At 55.4% G+C, this 14,673-nt stretch carries 18 protein-coding genes and 1 tRNA gene; 14 read left to right on the top strand and 5 right to left on the bottom strand.

Annotated features, from left to right (window positions below):
* Positions 1 to 3: 3 nt before the first annotated feature.
* The 4 genes from ACR0CW_RS07695 to ACR0CW_RS07710 form a co-directional block, all read right to left on the bottom strand.
* The gene (locus ACR0CW_RS07695) at positions 4 to 879 is read right to left on the bottom strand and encodes a branched-chain amino acid ABC transporter permease (protein WP_480787346.1); all 876 of its coding nucleotides are present in this window, start codon (positions 877 to 879) and stop codon (positions 4 to 6) included.
* A gap of 75 nt (positions 880 to 954) precedes the next feature.
* Positions 955 to 1,983 carry an alcohol dehydrogenase catalytic domain-containing protein gene (locus ACR0CW_RS07700; protein ID WP_480787347.1) on the bottom strand — a complete coding sequence of 343 codons (1,029 nt, stop codon included), beginning with the start codon at positions 1,981 to 1,983 and terminating at the stop codon, positions 955 to 957.
* A gap of 229 nt (positions 1,984 to 2,212) precedes the next feature.
* Complete coding sequence (locus tag ACR0CW_RS07705; protein WP_480787348.1) at positions 2,213 to 2,800, bottom strand: hypothetical protein; 588 nt, start codon at positions 2,798 to 2,800, stop codon at positions 2,213 to 2,215.
* 211 nt (positions 2,801 to 3,011) lie between these two features.
* A tRNA-Ser gene (locus tag ACR0CW_RS07710) sits at positions 3,012 to 3,101 on the bottom strand.
* Positions 3,102 to 3,224: 123 nt separating this feature from the next.
* Between ACR0CW_RS07710 and ACR0CW_RS07715 the strand changes: the two genes are divergently transcribed.
* The 10 genes from ACR0CW_RS07715 to ACR0CW_RS07760 all read left to right on the top strand — a co-directional run bounded on the left by ACR0CW_RS07715 (position 3,225) and on the right by ACR0CW_RS07760 (position 11,180).
* Complete coding sequence (locus tag ACR0CW_RS07715) at positions 3,225 to 4,067, top strand: DUF2059 domain-containing protein (protein WP_480787349.1); 843 nt, start codon at positions 3,225 to 3,227, stop codon at positions 4,065 to 4,067.
* A complete protein-coding gene (locus tag ACR0CW_RS07720; RefSeq protein WP_155143202.1) occupies positions 4,067 to 4,876 on the top strand; it encodes a DUF2059 domain-containing protein in 810 nt (269 codons plus the stop codon). Before ACR0CW_RS07715 ends, ACR0CW_RS07720 begins: the two co-directional genes overlap by 1 nt.
* Positions 4,877 to 5,083: 207 nt before the next feature.
* Positions 5,084 to 5,701 carry a 50S ribosomal protein L21 gene (locus ACR0CW_RS07725; RefSeq protein WP_170330422.1) on the top strand — a complete coding sequence of 206 codons (618 nt, stop codon included), beginning with the start codon at positions 5,084 to 5,086 and terminating at the stop codon, positions 5,699 to 5,701.
* Positions 5,702 to 5,712: 11 nt separating this feature from the next.
* A complete protein-coding gene (rpmA, locus tag ACR0CW_RS07730) occupies positions 5,713 to 5,982 on the top strand; it encodes a 50S ribosomal protein L27 (protein WP_050602452.1) in 270 nt (89 codons plus the stop codon).
* 83 nt (positions 5,983 to 6,065) lie between these two features.
* On the top strand, positions 6,066 to 6,566 hold the full coding sequence (locus tag ACR0CW_RS07735) for a GNAT family N-acetyltransferase (protein WP_480787350.1): 501 nt from the start codon (positions 6,066 to 6,068) through the stop codon (positions 6,564 to 6,566).
* On the top strand, positions 6,563 to 7,171 hold the full coding sequence (locus tag ACR0CW_RS07740) for a LysE family translocator (RefSeq protein ID WP_155143189.1): 609 nt from the start codon (positions 6,563 to 6,565) through the stop codon (positions 7,169 to 7,171). The genes ACR0CW_RS07735 and ACR0CW_RS07740 overlap by 4 nt, the downstream gene beginning before the upstream one ends.
* Entirely contained in the window at positions 7,168 to 7,704 is a 537-nt protein-coding gene (locus ACR0CW_RS07745; protein WP_155143188.1) for a GNAT family N-acetyltransferase, read from the top strand. Before ACR0CW_RS07740 ends, ACR0CW_RS07745 begins: the two co-directional genes overlap by 4 nt.
* A 37-nt stretch (positions 7,705 to 7,741) precedes the next feature.
* Positions 7,742 to 8,776 carry a GTPase ObgE gene (gene obgE, locus ACR0CW_RS07750; RefSeq protein WP_480787351.1) on the top strand — a complete coding sequence of 345 codons (1,035 nt, stop codon included), beginning with the start codon at positions 7,742 to 7,744 and terminating at the stop codon, positions 8,774 to 8,776.
* On the top strand, positions 8,764 to 9,870 hold the full coding sequence (proB, locus tag ACR0CW_RS07755; protein WP_480740732.1) for a glutamate 5-kinase: 1,107 nt from the start codon (positions 8,764 to 8,766) through the stop codon (positions 9,868 to 9,870). The genes obgE and proB overlap by 13 nt, the downstream gene beginning before the upstream one ends.
* A gap of 47 nt (positions 9,871 to 9,917) precedes the next feature.
* On the top strand, positions 9,918 to 11,180 hold the full coding sequence (locus ACR0CW_RS07760; protein ID WP_480787352.1) for a glutamate-5-semialdehyde dehydrogenase: 1,263 nt from the start codon (positions 9,918 to 9,920) through the stop codon (positions 11,178 to 11,180).
* Here the strand turns inward: ACR0CW_RS07760 and ACR0CW_RS07765 are convergent.
* Positions 11,177 to 11,773, bottom strand: a complete 597-nt coding sequence (locus ACR0CW_RS07765) for a histidine phosphotransferase family protein (RefSeq protein ID WP_480787353.1) — start codon at positions 11,771 to 11,773, stop codon at positions 11,177 to 11,179. The genes ACR0CW_RS07760 and ACR0CW_RS07765 overlap by 4 nt on opposite strands.
* 46 nt (positions 11,774 to 11,819) lie before the next feature.
* On the opposite strand from ACR0CW_RS07765, the gene ACR0CW_RS07770 reads away from it, so the two are divergent.
* The 4 genes from ACR0CW_RS07770 (at position 11,820) to rpsB (ending at position 14,670) form a co-directional block, all read left to right on the top strand.
* On the top strand, positions 11,820 to 12,002 hold the full coding sequence (locus tag ACR0CW_RS07770; protein WP_008756567.1) for a DUF3553 domain-containing protein: 183 nt from the start codon (positions 11,820 to 11,822) through the stop codon (positions 12,000 to 12,002).
* Positions 12,003 to 12,110: 108 nt separating this feature from the next.
* Positions 12,111 to 12,866 carry an L-ornithine N(alpha)-acyltransferase gene (gene olsB / locus ACR0CW_RS07775; RefSeq protein ID WP_480787354.1) on the top strand — a complete coding sequence of 252 codons (756 nt, stop codon included), beginning with the start codon at positions 12,111 to 12,113 and terminating at the stop codon, positions 12,864 to 12,866.
* Positions 12,853 to 13,707 (top strand): lyso-ornithine lipid O-acyltransferase, encoded by an 855-nt coding sequence (olsA, locus tag ACR0CW_RS07780; protein WP_480787355.1) that lies wholly within the window; start codon positions 12,853 to 12,855, stop codon positions 13,705 to 13,707. Before olsB ends, olsA begins: the two co-directional genes overlap by 14 nt.
* Before the next feature lie 168 nt (positions 13,708 to 13,875).
* On the top strand, positions 13,876 to 14,670 hold the full coding sequence (gene rpsB, locus ACR0CW_RS07785; RefSeq protein WP_480740744.1) for a 30S ribosomal protein S2: 795 nt from the start codon (positions 13,876 to 13,878) through the stop codon (positions 14,668 to 14,670).
* Positions 14,671 to 14,673 lie beyond the last annotated feature (3 nt).

The raw sequence follows: 14,673 nt of genomic DNA on the forward strand, positions 1-14,673 counted from the left end.
TATCTAGACCTTTTTGACCCGAACCTGACTGAACAATCCGTGGGGACGGAAGATCAGGACAGCCAGCAATAGTGCGTAAGGGGCGATCTGGCTGTAGCCGGCGGCGATATAGCGGCTGGCGAAGGGCTCAATCACACCAACAATCAATCCGCCTGCAAGTGCACCGGGAAGACTGCCGAACCCGCCGATTACCGCTGCGGCAAATGCCTTGATACCCAAAAGACCGGTTGTTGGGTCAACAGAGCCTTTAGCCGCAAACAGAATGCCTGCTATACCAGCAACCACCCCGGCCAATGCCCAAATGAACCCCTGAACCCGCTTGACCGGGATGCCCATATAGTAGGCGGCAAGCTGGTTTTGCGACGCTCCCTGCATTGCAAGGCCCAGCTTTGTTTTGCTGAAGAAAGCGTAGAGACCCCAGGTCAGAAGAACCGTGACCACGATGACCGCGACATCCTCCATCCCGAGGACAAGACCACCAAATCGCACTTCTTTTCCGGCAAGTGGATTTTGCAGTGTTTGGGGTTCGTGGCCCCAGATCAATCCGGCGACAAAACGAATAACAAAGCCCAAAGCGATAGTCAGAATGACAACAGCTGTCTGGCTCTCGCCAAAGAGGCGGCGGATGATCAGGCGATCAAGCAGATAGCCTAATGCACCCATGATCCCCAGTGAAATTGGTAAAGCCAGCCAGAACGGCAGACCCATATATTCGGTGTTTGTCAGTCCGATCGTCACGAAGGCACCCAGCATCATGAAATCGCCCTGCGCGAAGTTCACTGCCTCGGTCGCCTTGTAGATCAGTACAAATCCCAGTGCGATAAGGCCATAAACACAGCCATTCGCCAGCCCGCTGATCAACAGCTGCGCATTATCCAAGCTCTCCTCCCTATACCGGTACGTCCGGCGTCATTTGCGCCCCGGTTCTCCTCCAAAAGCCGGGACACTTTTCTACTATGGCGTGATAATCACCTTTCCGTCACTCTTTTTTAGTGCTGTCGCAAGATTTGGTACGACATCCTTGAGTGCAAGGCGTTCAGAAACATCAGTTTTCCAACGCCCGTCGGCAAATCTGGCCTGAACTTCTCCTACCACGCGCATTTGATCCGCAGGCGGGGTCGACATCATCCATTGCGTCAACCAGAATCCTTCGATGCGCTTGTTCATGAAAATCAACTGACCCATTTGTGTCAGCTTCGGCAGTTCGGTGCTGAGCTTTCCGTAGCATACCCAGCGGGCGCCGTTCGGCATGGCGCAGAACACTTGCTCGGATATCTGATCAGCCACGGCGTCCAGAAAAACGCGTGGTTTCAGTTCTGCGCTGAGTTTGGCGAACTTTGACACCATGTCAGTATCGGTCGTGGCCAGAACCTCTGCCGCACCCAATTCCCTGAGCGTCTCTGCCGTCTCAGCACGGCGAACCATCGCGATGGGACTTAATCCTAAATCCCGTCCCAAGCTGCACATCAGCTTACCCAACTGACTGGTGGCTGCGGACAGAACGAAGGCATTGCCCGCGCCTTGGGCGATATCGACCATTGCCATCGCGGTCAGGGGGTTCACGATTTGCGCCGCCCCATCCTCGTCGGAAATTTCCGGGCGCAAGGGGATACACATCTGAGCTTGCGTCACGATGTATTCGGCCCAGGCGCCAGATCCTGCTGCCACAAACGCAACCCGCTGATCCTGTAGTGCTTCGGCACCGGTTCCGGTGGCGACCACATCACCGCAGCCTTCAAATCCTGCTGGCATTCCCTTGATGCGCGGCTGGCCGTATTCGCCTTTGATGAAATGAATATCGGATGGGTTAACCGACGCTGTGCGCAAACGGATGAGAACTTGTCCAGGGCCGGGCTTTGGCACCGGGATTTGCGCGTCTTCCAGCCAGTCAGCGGCGTCTTCAATCACAGGCCCCGTGGCCGTATTCGAATAGCCATCAAATTTTTGAATAACCGCGGACATTGATGAGGGGATAGGGGACATGAGTGCATCCTCGGCTTTGCAGTTGTTGCCGCGCGACAGAGAGGAAGAAGTCTGGTCGCCCGTGTCGATGCAAGTATGATCGCACCCGTCCCCAGATATTTTCGCGGCAGAATTGATCCGAGCCAAACAAATGCGCCGCTCTGCGTCAATTATTCTGTCCCATAACGTAGCGGAACGGCCCCGAATGACAGAAGAGTTCGGGCCGGCGGATCACACCGGCCCGAAAAAGTTATTGCTGAGTCAGCAAATTGCGAAGTTCCTGAATTTTCTCGACCACAGTGTCGGGTGCTGCTTTGATATCATCCAGAATCTTGATGGCCTGCGTTTTAATTTCTTGCGTCAGCGAGCTTTCCTGCACAGACGCGACCATCTTTTCATAGTCAAACTGCTGCGCAGTCAACATGCCGTCCTGAATCCAAGAGTTGAAAAGCTCCTGTCCTTGGCCTGTTAAGGCCGCAACCTGATCGCCTGCCTGATTGGCAAGGTCGGTTGCTGTGTCCGTGGCCTGATTGGCCAGATCTGTGGCAGTATCGCTTGCCTGATTTGCCAGATCTGTTGCGGCTTGACCGGCCTGTTCAGCGGCTGCATTTGCCTGATCGGCGATGCTGGACGCAGCTTCGCTTGCTTGTTCAGTCGCTGAATTGAGCGCATCACTGGCTGCTTCCTGCGCTGCGGATGCCGCTTCACCGACCGCATCGCTTGCATCTTCTGCGGCTGATTGAATTTTCTCAGCCGGTGTTTGTTCTGGTTGGTTTACATAATAGTAAGCGCCGATGCCGATCACGGCGATGACGACAATAAGGATTAGGCGGGACATGACGATCTCCTTTGGAATATGTGCCGCTGAGATGGAATAAAGCTATGTGACTTCAAAGGGGAAAACCCCGGAAACCTTTTCATATCCGGGATTTGAGCTATGCGACGCTGATCAGGCTGTATGATGGTGGCAACATCACGCCACTCGCCAAAATAGCGAGTTGAAATGCTGTAATTTCCAACACTTGAATTGACATGCCAAGGTAAGCTTATGGCGGAGAGACAGGGATTCGAACCCTGGGTCGGCTTGCACCGACAACGGTTTTCGAGACCGCCCCGTTCGACCACTCCGGCACCTCTCCGCGGGGGTCTGTGAGGGGGGGATTTAGTGATGAACGCGCAGGGGTGCAAGCAGAAAATTCCTGAAATTCGCAATCGATGGATTTTCCATTGCCTGTCCTCGGAAAAGGCCTAGGCTGAAGCCTATGACATACAGCATCCGCCACATGATTTTCTGCCTGGTTGTGCCGATGGTGGCACTCGTTTCAAACCCAATGCCGGTTGAGGCCGCAAGCCGGGACCGAATTGAGGCCTTTTTGACTACGACAGGTTTTGATGTCGCTCTCGAGAGTATTGCGCTCGCTTCTGCTTCGGCTCCGCAAATGCTGGGCATCGATCCTGATGGTTTCGGGGCCGATTGGACGCGTTTAACCGAAGAAGTTTTCGATACCGATGAGATGCATGAAACGGCTGTATCGATTCTCGAGCAGACACTTCGCGACGAAGCGCTGAACCATGCCGTCGAGTTTTACGCCTCAGATCTTGGACAACGATTGGTCGAGGCGGAAAATGCCTCACATATGGTCGAAAATGATGACGCGAAACAGCTTGCGGGGCAGGAAATCATATCGGATCTTGTCAGGTCAGGATCAGATCGCGTCGAAGGCCTGAAGAGGATGAACCGCGCAATCGATTCAAGCGATACGTCGCTGCGCGCGTTACAGGAAATTCAACTGAGGTTCCTTCTGGCCGCCAGTGCTTCGGGTGTCATAGATTTGCAATTCAGTGGGGATGAGCTGCGTGAGGTGTTGCGAAGGAACGAGGCCCAGATGCGTCAATCGATCCAACTTTCAGCTTTGGCAGGCGCAGCTTACACCTATCAGGATTTCTCGGACACGGATATTGACGCCTATGCTGATGCGCTTGAACAGCCATTGATGCAGGAAGTTTATGAACTTCTGAATGCCATTCAGTACGAAATCATGGCGATGCGGTTCGAGGTTCTTGCAGCCAGAATGGCGGAACTGCGTCCGGCACAAGATATATGATGCGTCTGATCGCAACCTTTGCCTCTGTCATCCTGCTATGGGCCGCGCCCGTTTCGGCCAGTGAATATGTTGAACGACTGGCCACAGCGATGCAGTTGGATCAGGTCGTTGAGATTTTCCGCGAAGAAGGGCTGACTCAGGGACGCGAGCTGGATGAGATGCTTCTAAGCGGGGCCGGCGGGACGTTCTTTCATGCGCAGGTTGATGATACATTTGACCCAACCTGGATGCGATCGAAGATAACCGATGCTCTTGATGCAAGGATGAATGACAAGCAGCTTGAACAGGCAGCGATCTTTTTCGAAAGCGATTTGGGCAAGACTATCGTCGCATTGGAAAACTCGGCACGCCGTGCCTTTTCGGATGAGGCGGTCGAGGAAATGGCTCAGTCATCATACGAAGATATGGACAGACAGTCCGAGTTCTTTCGGCTTATTGAAGAATACATCGAGATCAACGATCTAATCGAGCGCAACGTACAGGGTTCTTTCAGTTCCGATTACAGGTTCTTCCGCGGTATCATGGACGGGCAGGGGATCGTTGGTGATGATGGCGAGATGCTGGCCGAGCTTCTTGCGCAGAAAGACGAGACCGAAACTGTGACCCGCAATTGGTTATATTCGTTCTTGTTGCTGGCGTATCGGCCACTGAACGAAGCCCAGATGCGTGAAAACATCGCTTTTTCCAGAACCGATGCAGGGCGGGCATTGAACGACGCCCTGTTCATTGGTCTTGACGAGATGTTCAACGAGACTTCATACCAGCTTGGAATGGCTGTTGGGCGTGTTGTCGGGGCATCCGAATTGTGATGCAGGTTCTGGGTTGACTTTCCACCCGAATATTTAGATAAGCGCGCATCCCGGCCGGAATCTCCGCGCCGGGTCTCGTTATTATTTGACCTATGGGGTTCGCTCCGGGGTCGTCACACAGCCCGAAAAGGGCGCGCTGTTCGAGGTGGCCTAGGCCAAAACACCCGATTGGGGACCACAGAACGCGGGTATGAAAAGGAAAGACGCATGTTTGCGGTCCTCAAGACTGGCGGCAAGCAGTACAAAGTTCAGGCGGGTGATATCCTCCGCGTTGAAAAACTGGCTGCCGACGCAGGTGAAACTGTTCAATTCAATGACGTTCTGATGCTGGGCGGTGATGCTCCGGTTGTTGGTGCACCTTTCGTCGAAGGCGCAGGCGTACAGGCCGAAGTGATCGAACAGATCAAAGGTGACAAGGTCATCAAATTCGTCAAGCGCCGTCGTAAGCACAGCTCGAAGCGTACCGTTGGCCACCGTCAGAAACTGACTCTGGTCAAAATCACCGACATCCTGTCGTCGGGCGCTGACAAGTCGGGCATCAAAGCTGCAACCGGATCGGCTCCGGCTGGCGAAGCTGCTCCTGCAGCGAAAAAGCCTGCCAAGAAAGCTGAAGCCAAAGCAGAAGCACCCGCTGCAACTGCTGCCGCTGATGATCTGACCAAGCTGAACGGTGTCGGCCCTGCCGCTGCCAAGAAGCTGGCCGAAGCCGGTATCGAGAGCTTTGCTGCTTTGGCTGCCTTGTCGGACGAGCAGATTGCTGCTATCGAAACGGTCAAAGTGAAACCCGAGTGGGTTGAGCAGGCCAAAGAGCTGGCCAAAGGCTAAGGAGAGAGAGAATGGCACATAAAAAAGCTGGCGGTTCCTCCCGTAACGGTCGCGACTCAGCTGGTCGCCGCCTTGGCGTGAAACTGTATGGTGGCCAGGCTGCCATTGCAGGCAACATCATCGTACGTCAGCGCGGCACCAAGTTCTGGCCGGGCGAAGGCGTAGGCATTGGCAAAGACCACACGATCTTTGCAACTGTCGATGGCGCCGTGAAGTTCCACAAGGGACTCAAAAACCGCACCTTTATTTCGGTCCTGCCAGTGGCGGAGGCCGCAGAGTAAGCCGAAACCCAGAGGTTTAAGAAAAATTCATGGGGGACCGGCACAAAGTGCCGGTCCCCTTTCTCGTTTTCAGGAGTGGTCTTATGACCGAAGTGATTAAAACAGAGCGTCTTGTCCTGCGTCGGTTCCGGCGTGAGGATTCGTCGCGTCTGGTCACACTTCTAAACGACCTCGAGGTGGCGCGGTGGCTGACAGTAGTACCGCACCCCTATGAGGATACGCATTCGGCCGAATTCATCGACACCATAGCCAATGAACACGATGCCTTTGCCATTACCAAAGATAACGCTTTGGTCGGCTGCATCTCAACCGGTTCCCAGTTGGGCTATTGGGTCGAGAAAGGATCGTGGGGGCAGGGCTTCGTCACCGAGGCCTGCCGCGCGATGATTGCACGGTTCTTTCGGTCCGATCGGTCCGAGCTCACGTCTGGTTATCACTTGGGCAATGAGCGGTCCAAGTCCGTTCTGACGAAGCTAGTGTTCAAGCCCGACGGCCAACACGCAGCGACGGTACGTTCGACCAACGAAGATGTGACCATTCAGGACGTGCTTTTGACACGCAGGGATTGGGAGGCGCAGCAATGACAGTCGCCACAACCAGTTTCCTGATTTTCGCTGCAAGTCAGGTCGGCACGCCAGGTCCTGCCAACATGGTTCTACTGGGCACGGGTGCGCGGTATGGGTTCCAAGCCGCGCTGCCGTTTGTGGCTGGTGTCATCTTGGGCAAACAGCTGATCATCTGGCCGGTAGGTTTTGGTCTGCTTCAGCTCGCGGATCAGGCGCCGATGGTCTTTACGGTCCTGAAATACGCCTCAGCGGCGTATATCTGCTGGCTGGCCTGGAAGATCGCCAATCTGCGCCTTTCACGCAGTGAGACCACCGGAGAAGTGCCCGGTTTTTGGGCGGGTTTGATTGTTCATCCCCTTAATCCAAAGGCTTGGGCCATGATCATTGCCGGGTTTACCGGGTTCGTTGCGGCTGGCACGCCCACCTTTAACGCAACGTTCACGATCGCTCTCTGTTTATTGTTTTGTCAGGTGATTTTACACCCGATCTGGACATTTGCCGGAGATAGAATTGCCCACGTGGTTGAAGGTCGACCCGCGGAAAAATATCTGATGTGGACGTTAGCGAGTCTCACTGTTGCGTCCGTACTTTTTGTGTTGTTCGGAGGAGGAACGCACTCATGAAACTTGAGACAATAATAAATCAGCCGGTCATAGAAACCGAGCGGTTCGACCTGCGCCCATTGCGCCGTTCGGATATGGGTCTCATCGAGCATTATGCAGGCGATGAGCGTGTTGCACGCATGACCACAACCATTCCGCATCCGTTACCGCCCGGTTCGACCGAGGCTTTTGTAACGCGTGCGATGTCGGAAGAGCGGGAAGAGGACGTTTGGGCCATGGATGCCACCAAGGATGGTGGACCAGAGCTGATTGGCCTGATCTCGCTTCAGGGACTCGACCGCAATCAGTCCGAAGTGGGCTATTGGGTCGCTCCTCTCTATTGGAATACCGGTATCGCTTCACTGGCAGTCGAAGCGTTGGTTCTGGCCAACCCGCTGGAAAACTCGAACATGTTCGCCAGCGTGTTTCAGGACAATCCGGCGTCGGCCCGGGTGCTGACTCATTGCGGGTTTGAATACCTTGGCGATGCCGAAAGCTATTCGGTGGCGCGCGATGCAAACGTGCCCACCTGGACGTACAGTAAAAAACTCTGACTTGTGGCCGATGGGGCCTTTGCATTAGGGGACAGTCATGAAATTTCTCGATCTTGCAAAGGTCTACATCCGGTCCGGGGCCGGCGGTGGCGGGTGCGTCAGCTTTCGGCGCGAAAAGTACATTGAATATGGCGGTCCTGATGGCGGCGACGGCGGTAAGGGCGGGTCCGTCTGGGCCGAAGTTGTGGATGGGCTGAACACCCTGATCGACTTCCGCTATCAACAGCACTTCTTTGCCAAGAATGGCCAACCGGGTCGCGGTCAGCAACGTACTGGCAAGGATGGTGATGATATCGTCCTGCGTGTACCCGTCGGCACCGAAATCCTTGATGAAGACGAAGAGACCGTCATTTGTGACCTGACCGAAGTTGGTCAACGTGTTCTGCTGGCCAAAGGTGGAAATGGCGGCTTCGGCAACCTGCATTTCAAATCGGCCACCAACCAGGCGCCACGCCGTGCCAATCCCGGACAGGGCGGTATCGATCGCACCATCTGGCTGCGACTTAAGCTGATTGCCGATGTGGGTCTGCTGGGTATGCCAAATGCCGGCAAATCTACCTTCCTCGCCGCAACTTCCAACGCGCGTCCGAAGATTGCCGATTATCCGTTTACAACTCTGCACCCAAACTTGGGTGTTGTAGGTGTCGATAACGTCGAATTTGTAGTGGCCGACATTCCCGGCTTGATCGAAGGCGCACACGAAGGGCGCGGTATTGGCGATCGTTTCCTGGGTCATGTCGAACGCTGCGCCGTTCTGCTGCATCTGGTTGATGGCACCTCTGAAACCGTGGCTGAAGACTATCGAACAATCATTCATGAGCTGGAAGCTTATGGTGGTGAGTTGGCGGAGAAACCGCGGATCACGGTGTTGAACAAAGTTGATGCTTTGGATGAAGAAGAGCTCGAACTCACCAAGACTGAGCTGGAAGAAGCTGTCGGTGGTCCCGTCATGACGATGTCTGGCGTAGCTCATCTGGGCGTCACTGAAGTATTGCGTGCTCTGCGCGCGCAAATTGATGAAAATCGCCTGCGGCAAAAGCCCACTGAGGAGGCGCAGTCTTGGCAACCCTAAGCACTGCCAAACGCCTGGTTGTCAAAATCGGGTCTGCACTGCTTGTAGACCGCGAAACGGGATTGCTGCGCTCAGACTGGTTGCATTCACTGGCGCAGGACGTTGCTTGGCTCAAGGGGCAGGGAACGGATGTTATCCTGGTATCGTCAGGCTCAATCGCCCTTGGGCGTGGGGTTCTTGGGTTGCCTTTGGCAAATCTGCCGCTCGAGCAGTCTCAGGCCGCTGCCGCCGTAGGTCAGATCAAGCTGGCGCGTGCCTATGAAGAGGCGCTTGCCCCGCATGAGATCAAAACGGCCCAGGTATTGGTAACGCTTGAGGACAGTGCAGACCGGAGGCGGTACCTGAACTCTCGCGCCACCTTGGAAACTCTGCTGAGCCTTGGCGTTGTGCCGATCGTTAATGAAAACGACACAGTTGCGACGGATGAGATCCGATATGGCGATAATGATCGTCTGGCGGCACAGATCGCGGTGACAGTGGGTGCTGATCAATTGATCCTTCTGTCGGATGTGGATGGGTTCTATTCCGGTAATCCTAACGAAGATCCCACGGCCACGCGCTACGAAGTGATTGACCAGATCACGCCCGAGATCGAAGCGATGGCCGGTGATGCCGGTTCTGGACTATCAAAGGGCGGTATGAAAACCAAATTGCTGGCTGGTAAGATGGCTATTGCCGCCGGTTGCGATATGGCGATCACTGAAGGATCCCCGCTGAACCCGCTGAAAACGCTTGAAAATGGCGCGAACTGCACATGGTTTACCGCTACGCTTGATCCGCACGCGGCCCGCAAGCGCTGGATTTCTGCTATGAAGCCACGTGGAGAAATCACCGTAGATGAAGGTGCTGCGCGGGCACTTGCGAATGGTAAGAGCTTGCTGCCCGCTGGTATCGTCGAAGTGACCGGCGATTTCGGGCGCGGTGATCCGGTAGCGATATTAGATCCTGATGCACGGCGGCTGGCACAAGGTCTCAGCCGCTATACTGCGCAAGAAGCCGATGCCATCAAAGGGCGCAAATCCTCGGAAATCGAGGCCACGTTGGGTTATCCGGGCAGGGCTGCTTTGGTTCATCGTGACGATCTGGCTCTGTAAAAACGCGAACTACTAATCAGAATACTCCGACCTGAAAGGCACATAATATGAAGGATTTCGACAACATCCCCGCCCTGATGGCCGATCTTGGAAAACGTGCGAAAGAGGCGTCCAAAGACCTTGGTTTTGCCACCGCAGAACGCAAACATGCCGCTCTGATCGCGGCAGCGGACGCAGTCTGGAAGAATCGCGCGAAGATTATCGAAGCCAATCAGAAGGATCTGGAATTTGGCCGCGAAAAGGGTTTGAGCCCGGCGATGATGGATCGCCTGATGCTGGATGAGGCCCGTATTCAGGGCATGGTTGATGGCTTGCGTACCGTTGCCGAGCAGACTGATCCGGTTGGTGAGGTTCTTTCGGAATGGGATATGCCGACGGGTCTGAACATCCAGCGCGTTCGCACACCGCTGGGCGTTATCGGAGTGATTTACGAAAGCCGTCCGAACGTGACTGCTGATGCAGGCGCGCTTTGTCTGAAATCAGGAAATGCTGTGATCCTGCGGGGCGGGTCCGAGAGCTTCCATTCTTCAACCGCTATCCATGCCTGTCTGGTCGAGGGGCTGAAGGCCGCAAATCTGCCCGAAGATGCAATTCAATTGGTACCCACACGGGACCGCGCGGCAGTTCAGGAATTGCTGACCATGACTGACTATGTGGACGTCATTGTACCGCGTGGTGGTAAAGGGCTGGTTGGGTTAGTACAGCGTGAGGCTCGGGTGCCAGTATTTGCCCACCTCGAGGGCATTGTGCACATCTATATCGACAAAGCTGCTGATCCTCAGAAAACTCTGGACGTTGTACTTAACGCCAAGACCCGTCGCACAGGCATCTGTGGCGCAGCCGAATGTCTGCTGATCCATCAGGACGTTGCAGAGACGCTTGGCAGAGACGTCATAGCAGCACTTCTGGCAGCGGGTGTGGAAGTTCACGCAGAAGGCGCTTTGGCGATTGATGGTACCGTCGCAGCCTCGGGCGAAGATTGGGGCAAAGAGTTTCTCGACAGCATCATTTCTGCAAAACCAGTTGCTGATATCGACGAAGCGATCTCGCATATTCGCGAATTTGGCTCGAACCACACGGACTGTATCATGACCGAAGACACCGAGGCGGCTGCGCGGTTCTTTGAACGTCTCGACAGTGCCATTCTGATGCACAACGCCTCGACCCAGTTCGCCGATGGTGGCGAGTTCGGCATGGGGGCTGAAATCGGGATCGCCACTGGCAAGATGCATGCCCGTGGCCCAGTTGGTGCAGCTCAATTGACCAGTTTCAAGTATCTGGTTCGCGGAAACGGAACGACCCGTAGCTAGAACTTGATCACGACGCGGGTTGAGGTGGTTTCCACCACGACCCGCCGCCCCAGAATCGCGGCTGTTTCAGGCAGCAGCGCGAATTGCACCTGAGCCGGGGTGATTTTATTTGGAAAGCGGCCGGTTGTGACATTCTTCCATAGATCACCATCAATATTCAGCTTGTCGCCAGTACCCATTACCTGCCACTGGTCGCCCTGGACGGTGATTTCAACCTCTCCGCCCATGGGCATTGCACTTTCGCAGCACATCATTGCGAGAAAGGCCAGCTTTACCTGATTGCGCGGGATGGCCTCGCTTGGTGCCCAATGGACGCGCACCCGGCCAGCGCGTTCGATATCCTTGAGCAATTCGGCGATTTCAGCACGTCCCAATGGGTGATCGCTGGCCGAGCCAAAAGCCACCCGAAAGAACCGGATCCGCGCGCCTGCGCTACCAACGCTGCCTGATATAAGTTCCATCTCGGGGCCCTGTACGGCACCGACCATATCCAACAGTTCCAACCCATTGGTGATCGCCCCGATGGGGCTGATCAGATCGTGACAGATCCGAGAGCCGATTAACTCGGCCAGGTTGACGTTGGTGTCGCCCATGCGTACCTCCTGATGCATCTGCCTATTGCCGGACTGGGGCCTCTGCATGACAGATCTGAATGCCATTCTTGCACCGGGCATGTATGTCCGTCACCCGGATTTCCCCGACTGGGGTGTTGGACAGGTTCAGTCCAACATCGCGGGCAAAATCACCGTAAATTTCCGCGAGCAGGGGAAGGTGGTGATTGACGGAACACGCATCGCTCTGATGCCGGTCTTTGATCCGTGAAACTGGTTTAAGAAAAGTTAACGGGAATAGCCAGTCGCGCACTTGTTGCCTTCGGTCGAAGAACTGGGGTATCAGCCGCCGTAGCAACAAAGGACCGATACGCCTGACATGCCGGACGCTGGCCCCTCATTCACGATCAAACTGGCTGAAACCGAAGAAGAAATGCGCGCTGCGCAGCGGTTACGCTATGACGTTTTTGTTCGTGAACTTGGTGGCGGCGGTGAGATGGTCGACCATGAGGCTGGGCTGGAGCAGGACCGTTTCGACCCCTATTTCGATCACATGCTGGCCTATGATGATGCCAAGGGCGAGGTGGTCGGCGTCTACAGGCTGTTGCCGGGCGATCGCGCTGCCGAGCTTGGGCAGTTCTACTCCGAAGATGAATATGATCTGACCATACTCAAGCAAAGTGGTCGTAAGCTGTTGGAACTAGGTCGGTCTTGCCTGCATCCGGACTATCGGGGTGGAACGGCCATGTATCACCTCTGGAACGGTCTTGCTGGCTACGTTGCCCAACGAGAAATCGAGGTTCTGTTTGGGGTCGCCAGTTTTCACGGAACGGACGTTCAGGAATTAGAGCAACCACTTTCGATGTTGCACCACAACCATCTGGCACCACCGGACTTGAGGGTGCGGGCTCAGCCGGATGTGTTTCAAACTATGGATCTTGTCGCTCCCGAAGCGTTGGACCGACGCGCGGCAATGGTTCAGGTTCCCGCGCTGATCAAAGCCTATCTTAGGCTTGGTGGCTTTGTGGGCGAGGGGGCTTTCATTGATCACGCATTCAATACCACGGATGTGTGCCTGATCCTGGATACAGCTCGCATGAATGAACGTCAGAAGCGCATCTATGGCGGAGCCTAAACAGGTGAACGATCCACTCTGGAACAGTGAAGACGCCCCCGACCCAATCGAACTGGGTTTTCTGGGCTGGCTGCTTGTGATCCTGCGCGGCGTGCCGCTGGCGCTGCTCGTATTTGGTGGCCTGATCGTGCTGCTGACCATCCGCCTTGTTGAATTGCCTCTGTTTGGTGTGCGGCGCCCGATAACGCCGTTTGTCACCCAATTTGTTTGCCGCAATGCCTTCCGAATTCTCGGAATCGGTTTTCAGAGTTCAGGCGAATTGATGAGGGAACGAGGTGCGGTCGTGGCAAACCACACTTCGTGGTTGGACATTTTCGCTTTGAATGCACGCAAGCGCGTCTACTTTGTCTCCAAAGCAGAGGTGGCGAAATGGCCAGTCATCGGTTGGCTGGCACGCGCCACGGGTACCGTTTTCATAGAACGAGATCGCAAGAAAGCGCGTGAGCAAACCCAGATTTTCGAAGAACGCCTTACTGCAGGACACAAGTTGTTGTTCTTTCCCGAAGGCACATCGACAGATGGTTTGCGGGTTTTGCCTTTCAAAACAACGCTTTTTGCTGCGTTCTTCTCAGACGAGTTGCGCGATTTTATGTTCGTACAGCCAGTATCGGTAGTGTTTCACGCGCCAACCGGACAACCAGATCGCTTCTATGGCTGGTGGGGCGATATGGATTTTGGACCTCATTTGCTCAAGACGCTCGGCGCGCGGCGGCAAGGTACTGTCGAACTGATCTATCACTCTCCGGCCCGGGTTTGCGACTTTGATAATCGCAAGGCACTGGCTGCGCATTGTGAAGAGGCCGTGCGCCACGCGCACAGCCTGGCGCGGCTTGAAAAATAAGGGCGATTGGGCCTTGCGCTATATCCAAAGCTGCCGTATACGCGCGCCATTCAAACCCGCAGGCGGGGTTTGGGCTTTTTGAGGGAGACATCCTCATCAAGACCGCCGGTTGGAGCATCCGCTTCTTTCACCCCCGCCCAGGCGTAAACCGGAAAAGGAAAACATAGCATGGCTCTTCCCGAGTTCTCCATGCGTCAGCTGCTGGAAGCTGGCGTTCACTTTGGTCACCAGACACAGCGTTGGAATCCCCGCATGGGCCCGTTCATTTACGGCTCGCGCAATGGCATCCACATCATGGACCTGACCCAGACCGTTCCGATGCTGGACCAGGCTCTGCAGGCCGTTCGTGACACCGTCGCCAAAGGTGGCCGAGTACTGTTCGTTGGTACCAAGCGTCAGGCAGCTGGCCCGATCGCTGAAGCGGCTGAAAAGTCGGCTCAGTACTACATGAACCACCGCTGGCTGGGCGGCACCCTGACCAACTGGAAAACCGTTTCCCAGTCGATCAACCGTCTGAACCAGATCGACGAAGCCATGGAATCGGGCGCCGAAGGCCTGACCAAGAAAGAGCGTCTGGGCATGGAGCGGGACCAGGGCAAACTGCAGGCTTCGCTGGGCGGTATCCGCGAAATGGGCGGCGTTCCTGATCTGCTGTTCGTCATCGACGTCAAGAAAGAAGCGCTGGCCATCGCCGAAGCCAACAAGCTGGGTATCCCGGTTGTGGCTGTTGTCGACACCAACTGCTCGCCCGACGGCGTTGACTACATCATCCCCGGCAACGACGACGCAGCTCGCGCAATCTCGCTGTACTGTGACCTGGCCGCACGTGCCGCTCTGGACGGTATGACCGCTCAGATGGGCGCTGCAGGCGTTGACCTGGGTGCCTTCGAAGAAGCACCGGTCGAAGAAGCCGTTGCAGAAGAAGAAGCCCCCGCAGAAGCAGAAACTCCTGCCGAAGCGTAAGCT

Source organism: Ruegeria sp. CH6 (assembly GCF_056537005.1).

Bases quoted from the DNA above. Each gene is read 5' to 3' on its own strand.
- obgE (WP_480787351.1), top strand. From the start codon at position 7,742: ATGAAATTTCTCGATCTTGCAAAGGTCTACATCCGGTCCGGGGCCGGC.
- olsB (WP_480787354.1), top strand. From the start codon at position 12,111: ATGCCGGACGCTGGCCCCTCATTCACGATCAAACTGGCTGAAACCGAA.
- olsA (WP_480787355.1), top strand. From the start codon at position 12,853: ATGGCGGAGCCTAAACAGGTGAACGATCCACTCTGGAACAGTGAAGAC.
- ACR0CW_RS07725 (WP_170330422.1), top strand. From the start codon at position 5,084: ATGTTTGCGGTCCTCAAGACTGGCGGCAAGCAGTACAAAGTTCAGGCG.
- rpmA (WP_050602452.1), top strand. From the start codon at position 5,713: ATGGCACATAAAAAAGCTGGCGGTTCCTCCCGTAACGGTCGCGACTCA.
- ACR0CW_RS07735 (WP_480787350.1), top strand. From the start codon at position 6,066: ATGACCGAAGTGATTAAAACAGAGCGTCTTGTCCTGCGTCGGTTCCGG.
- ACR0CW_RS07715 (WP_480787349.1), top strand. From the start codon at position 3,225: ATGACATACAGCATCCGCCACATGATTTTCTGCCTGGTTGTGCCGATG.
- ACR0CW_RS07745 (WP_155143188.1), top strand. From the start codon at position 7,168: ATGAAACTTGAGACAATAATAAATCAGCCGGTCATAGAAACCGAGCGG.
- ACR0CW_RS07705 (WP_480787348.1), bottom strand. From the start codon at position 2,800: ATGTCCCGCCTAATCCTTATTGTCGTCATCGCCGTGATCGGCATCGGC.
- ACR0CW_RS07740 (WP_155143189.1), top strand. From the start codon at position 6,563: ATGACAGTCGCCACAACCAGTTTCCTGATTTTCGCTGCAAGTCAGGTC.
- ACR0CW_RS07765 (WP_480787353.1), bottom strand. From the start codon at position 11,773: ATGGGCGACACCAACGTCAACCTGGCCGAGTTAATCGGCTCTCGGATC.
- ACR0CW_RS07720 (WP_155143202.1), top strand. From the start codon at position 4,067: ATGCGTCTGATCGCAACCTTTGCCTCTGTCATCCTGCTATGGGCCGCG.
- ACR0CW_RS07700 (WP_480787347.1), bottom strand. From the start codon at position 1,983: ATGTCCCCTATCCCCTCATCAATGTCCGCGGTTATTCAAAAATTTGAT.
- rpsB (WP_480740744.1), top strand. From the start codon at position 13,876: ATGGCTCTTCCCGAGTTCTCCATGCGTCAGCTGCTGGAAGCTGGCGTT.
- ACR0CW_RS07760 (WP_480787352.1), top strand. From the start codon at position 9,918: ATGAAGGATTTCGACAACATCCCCGCCCTGATGGCCGATCTTGGAAAA.
- ACR0CW_RS07770 (WP_008756567.1), top strand. From the start codon at position 11,820: ATGACAGATCTGAATGCCATTCTTGCACCGGGCATGTATGTCCGTCAC.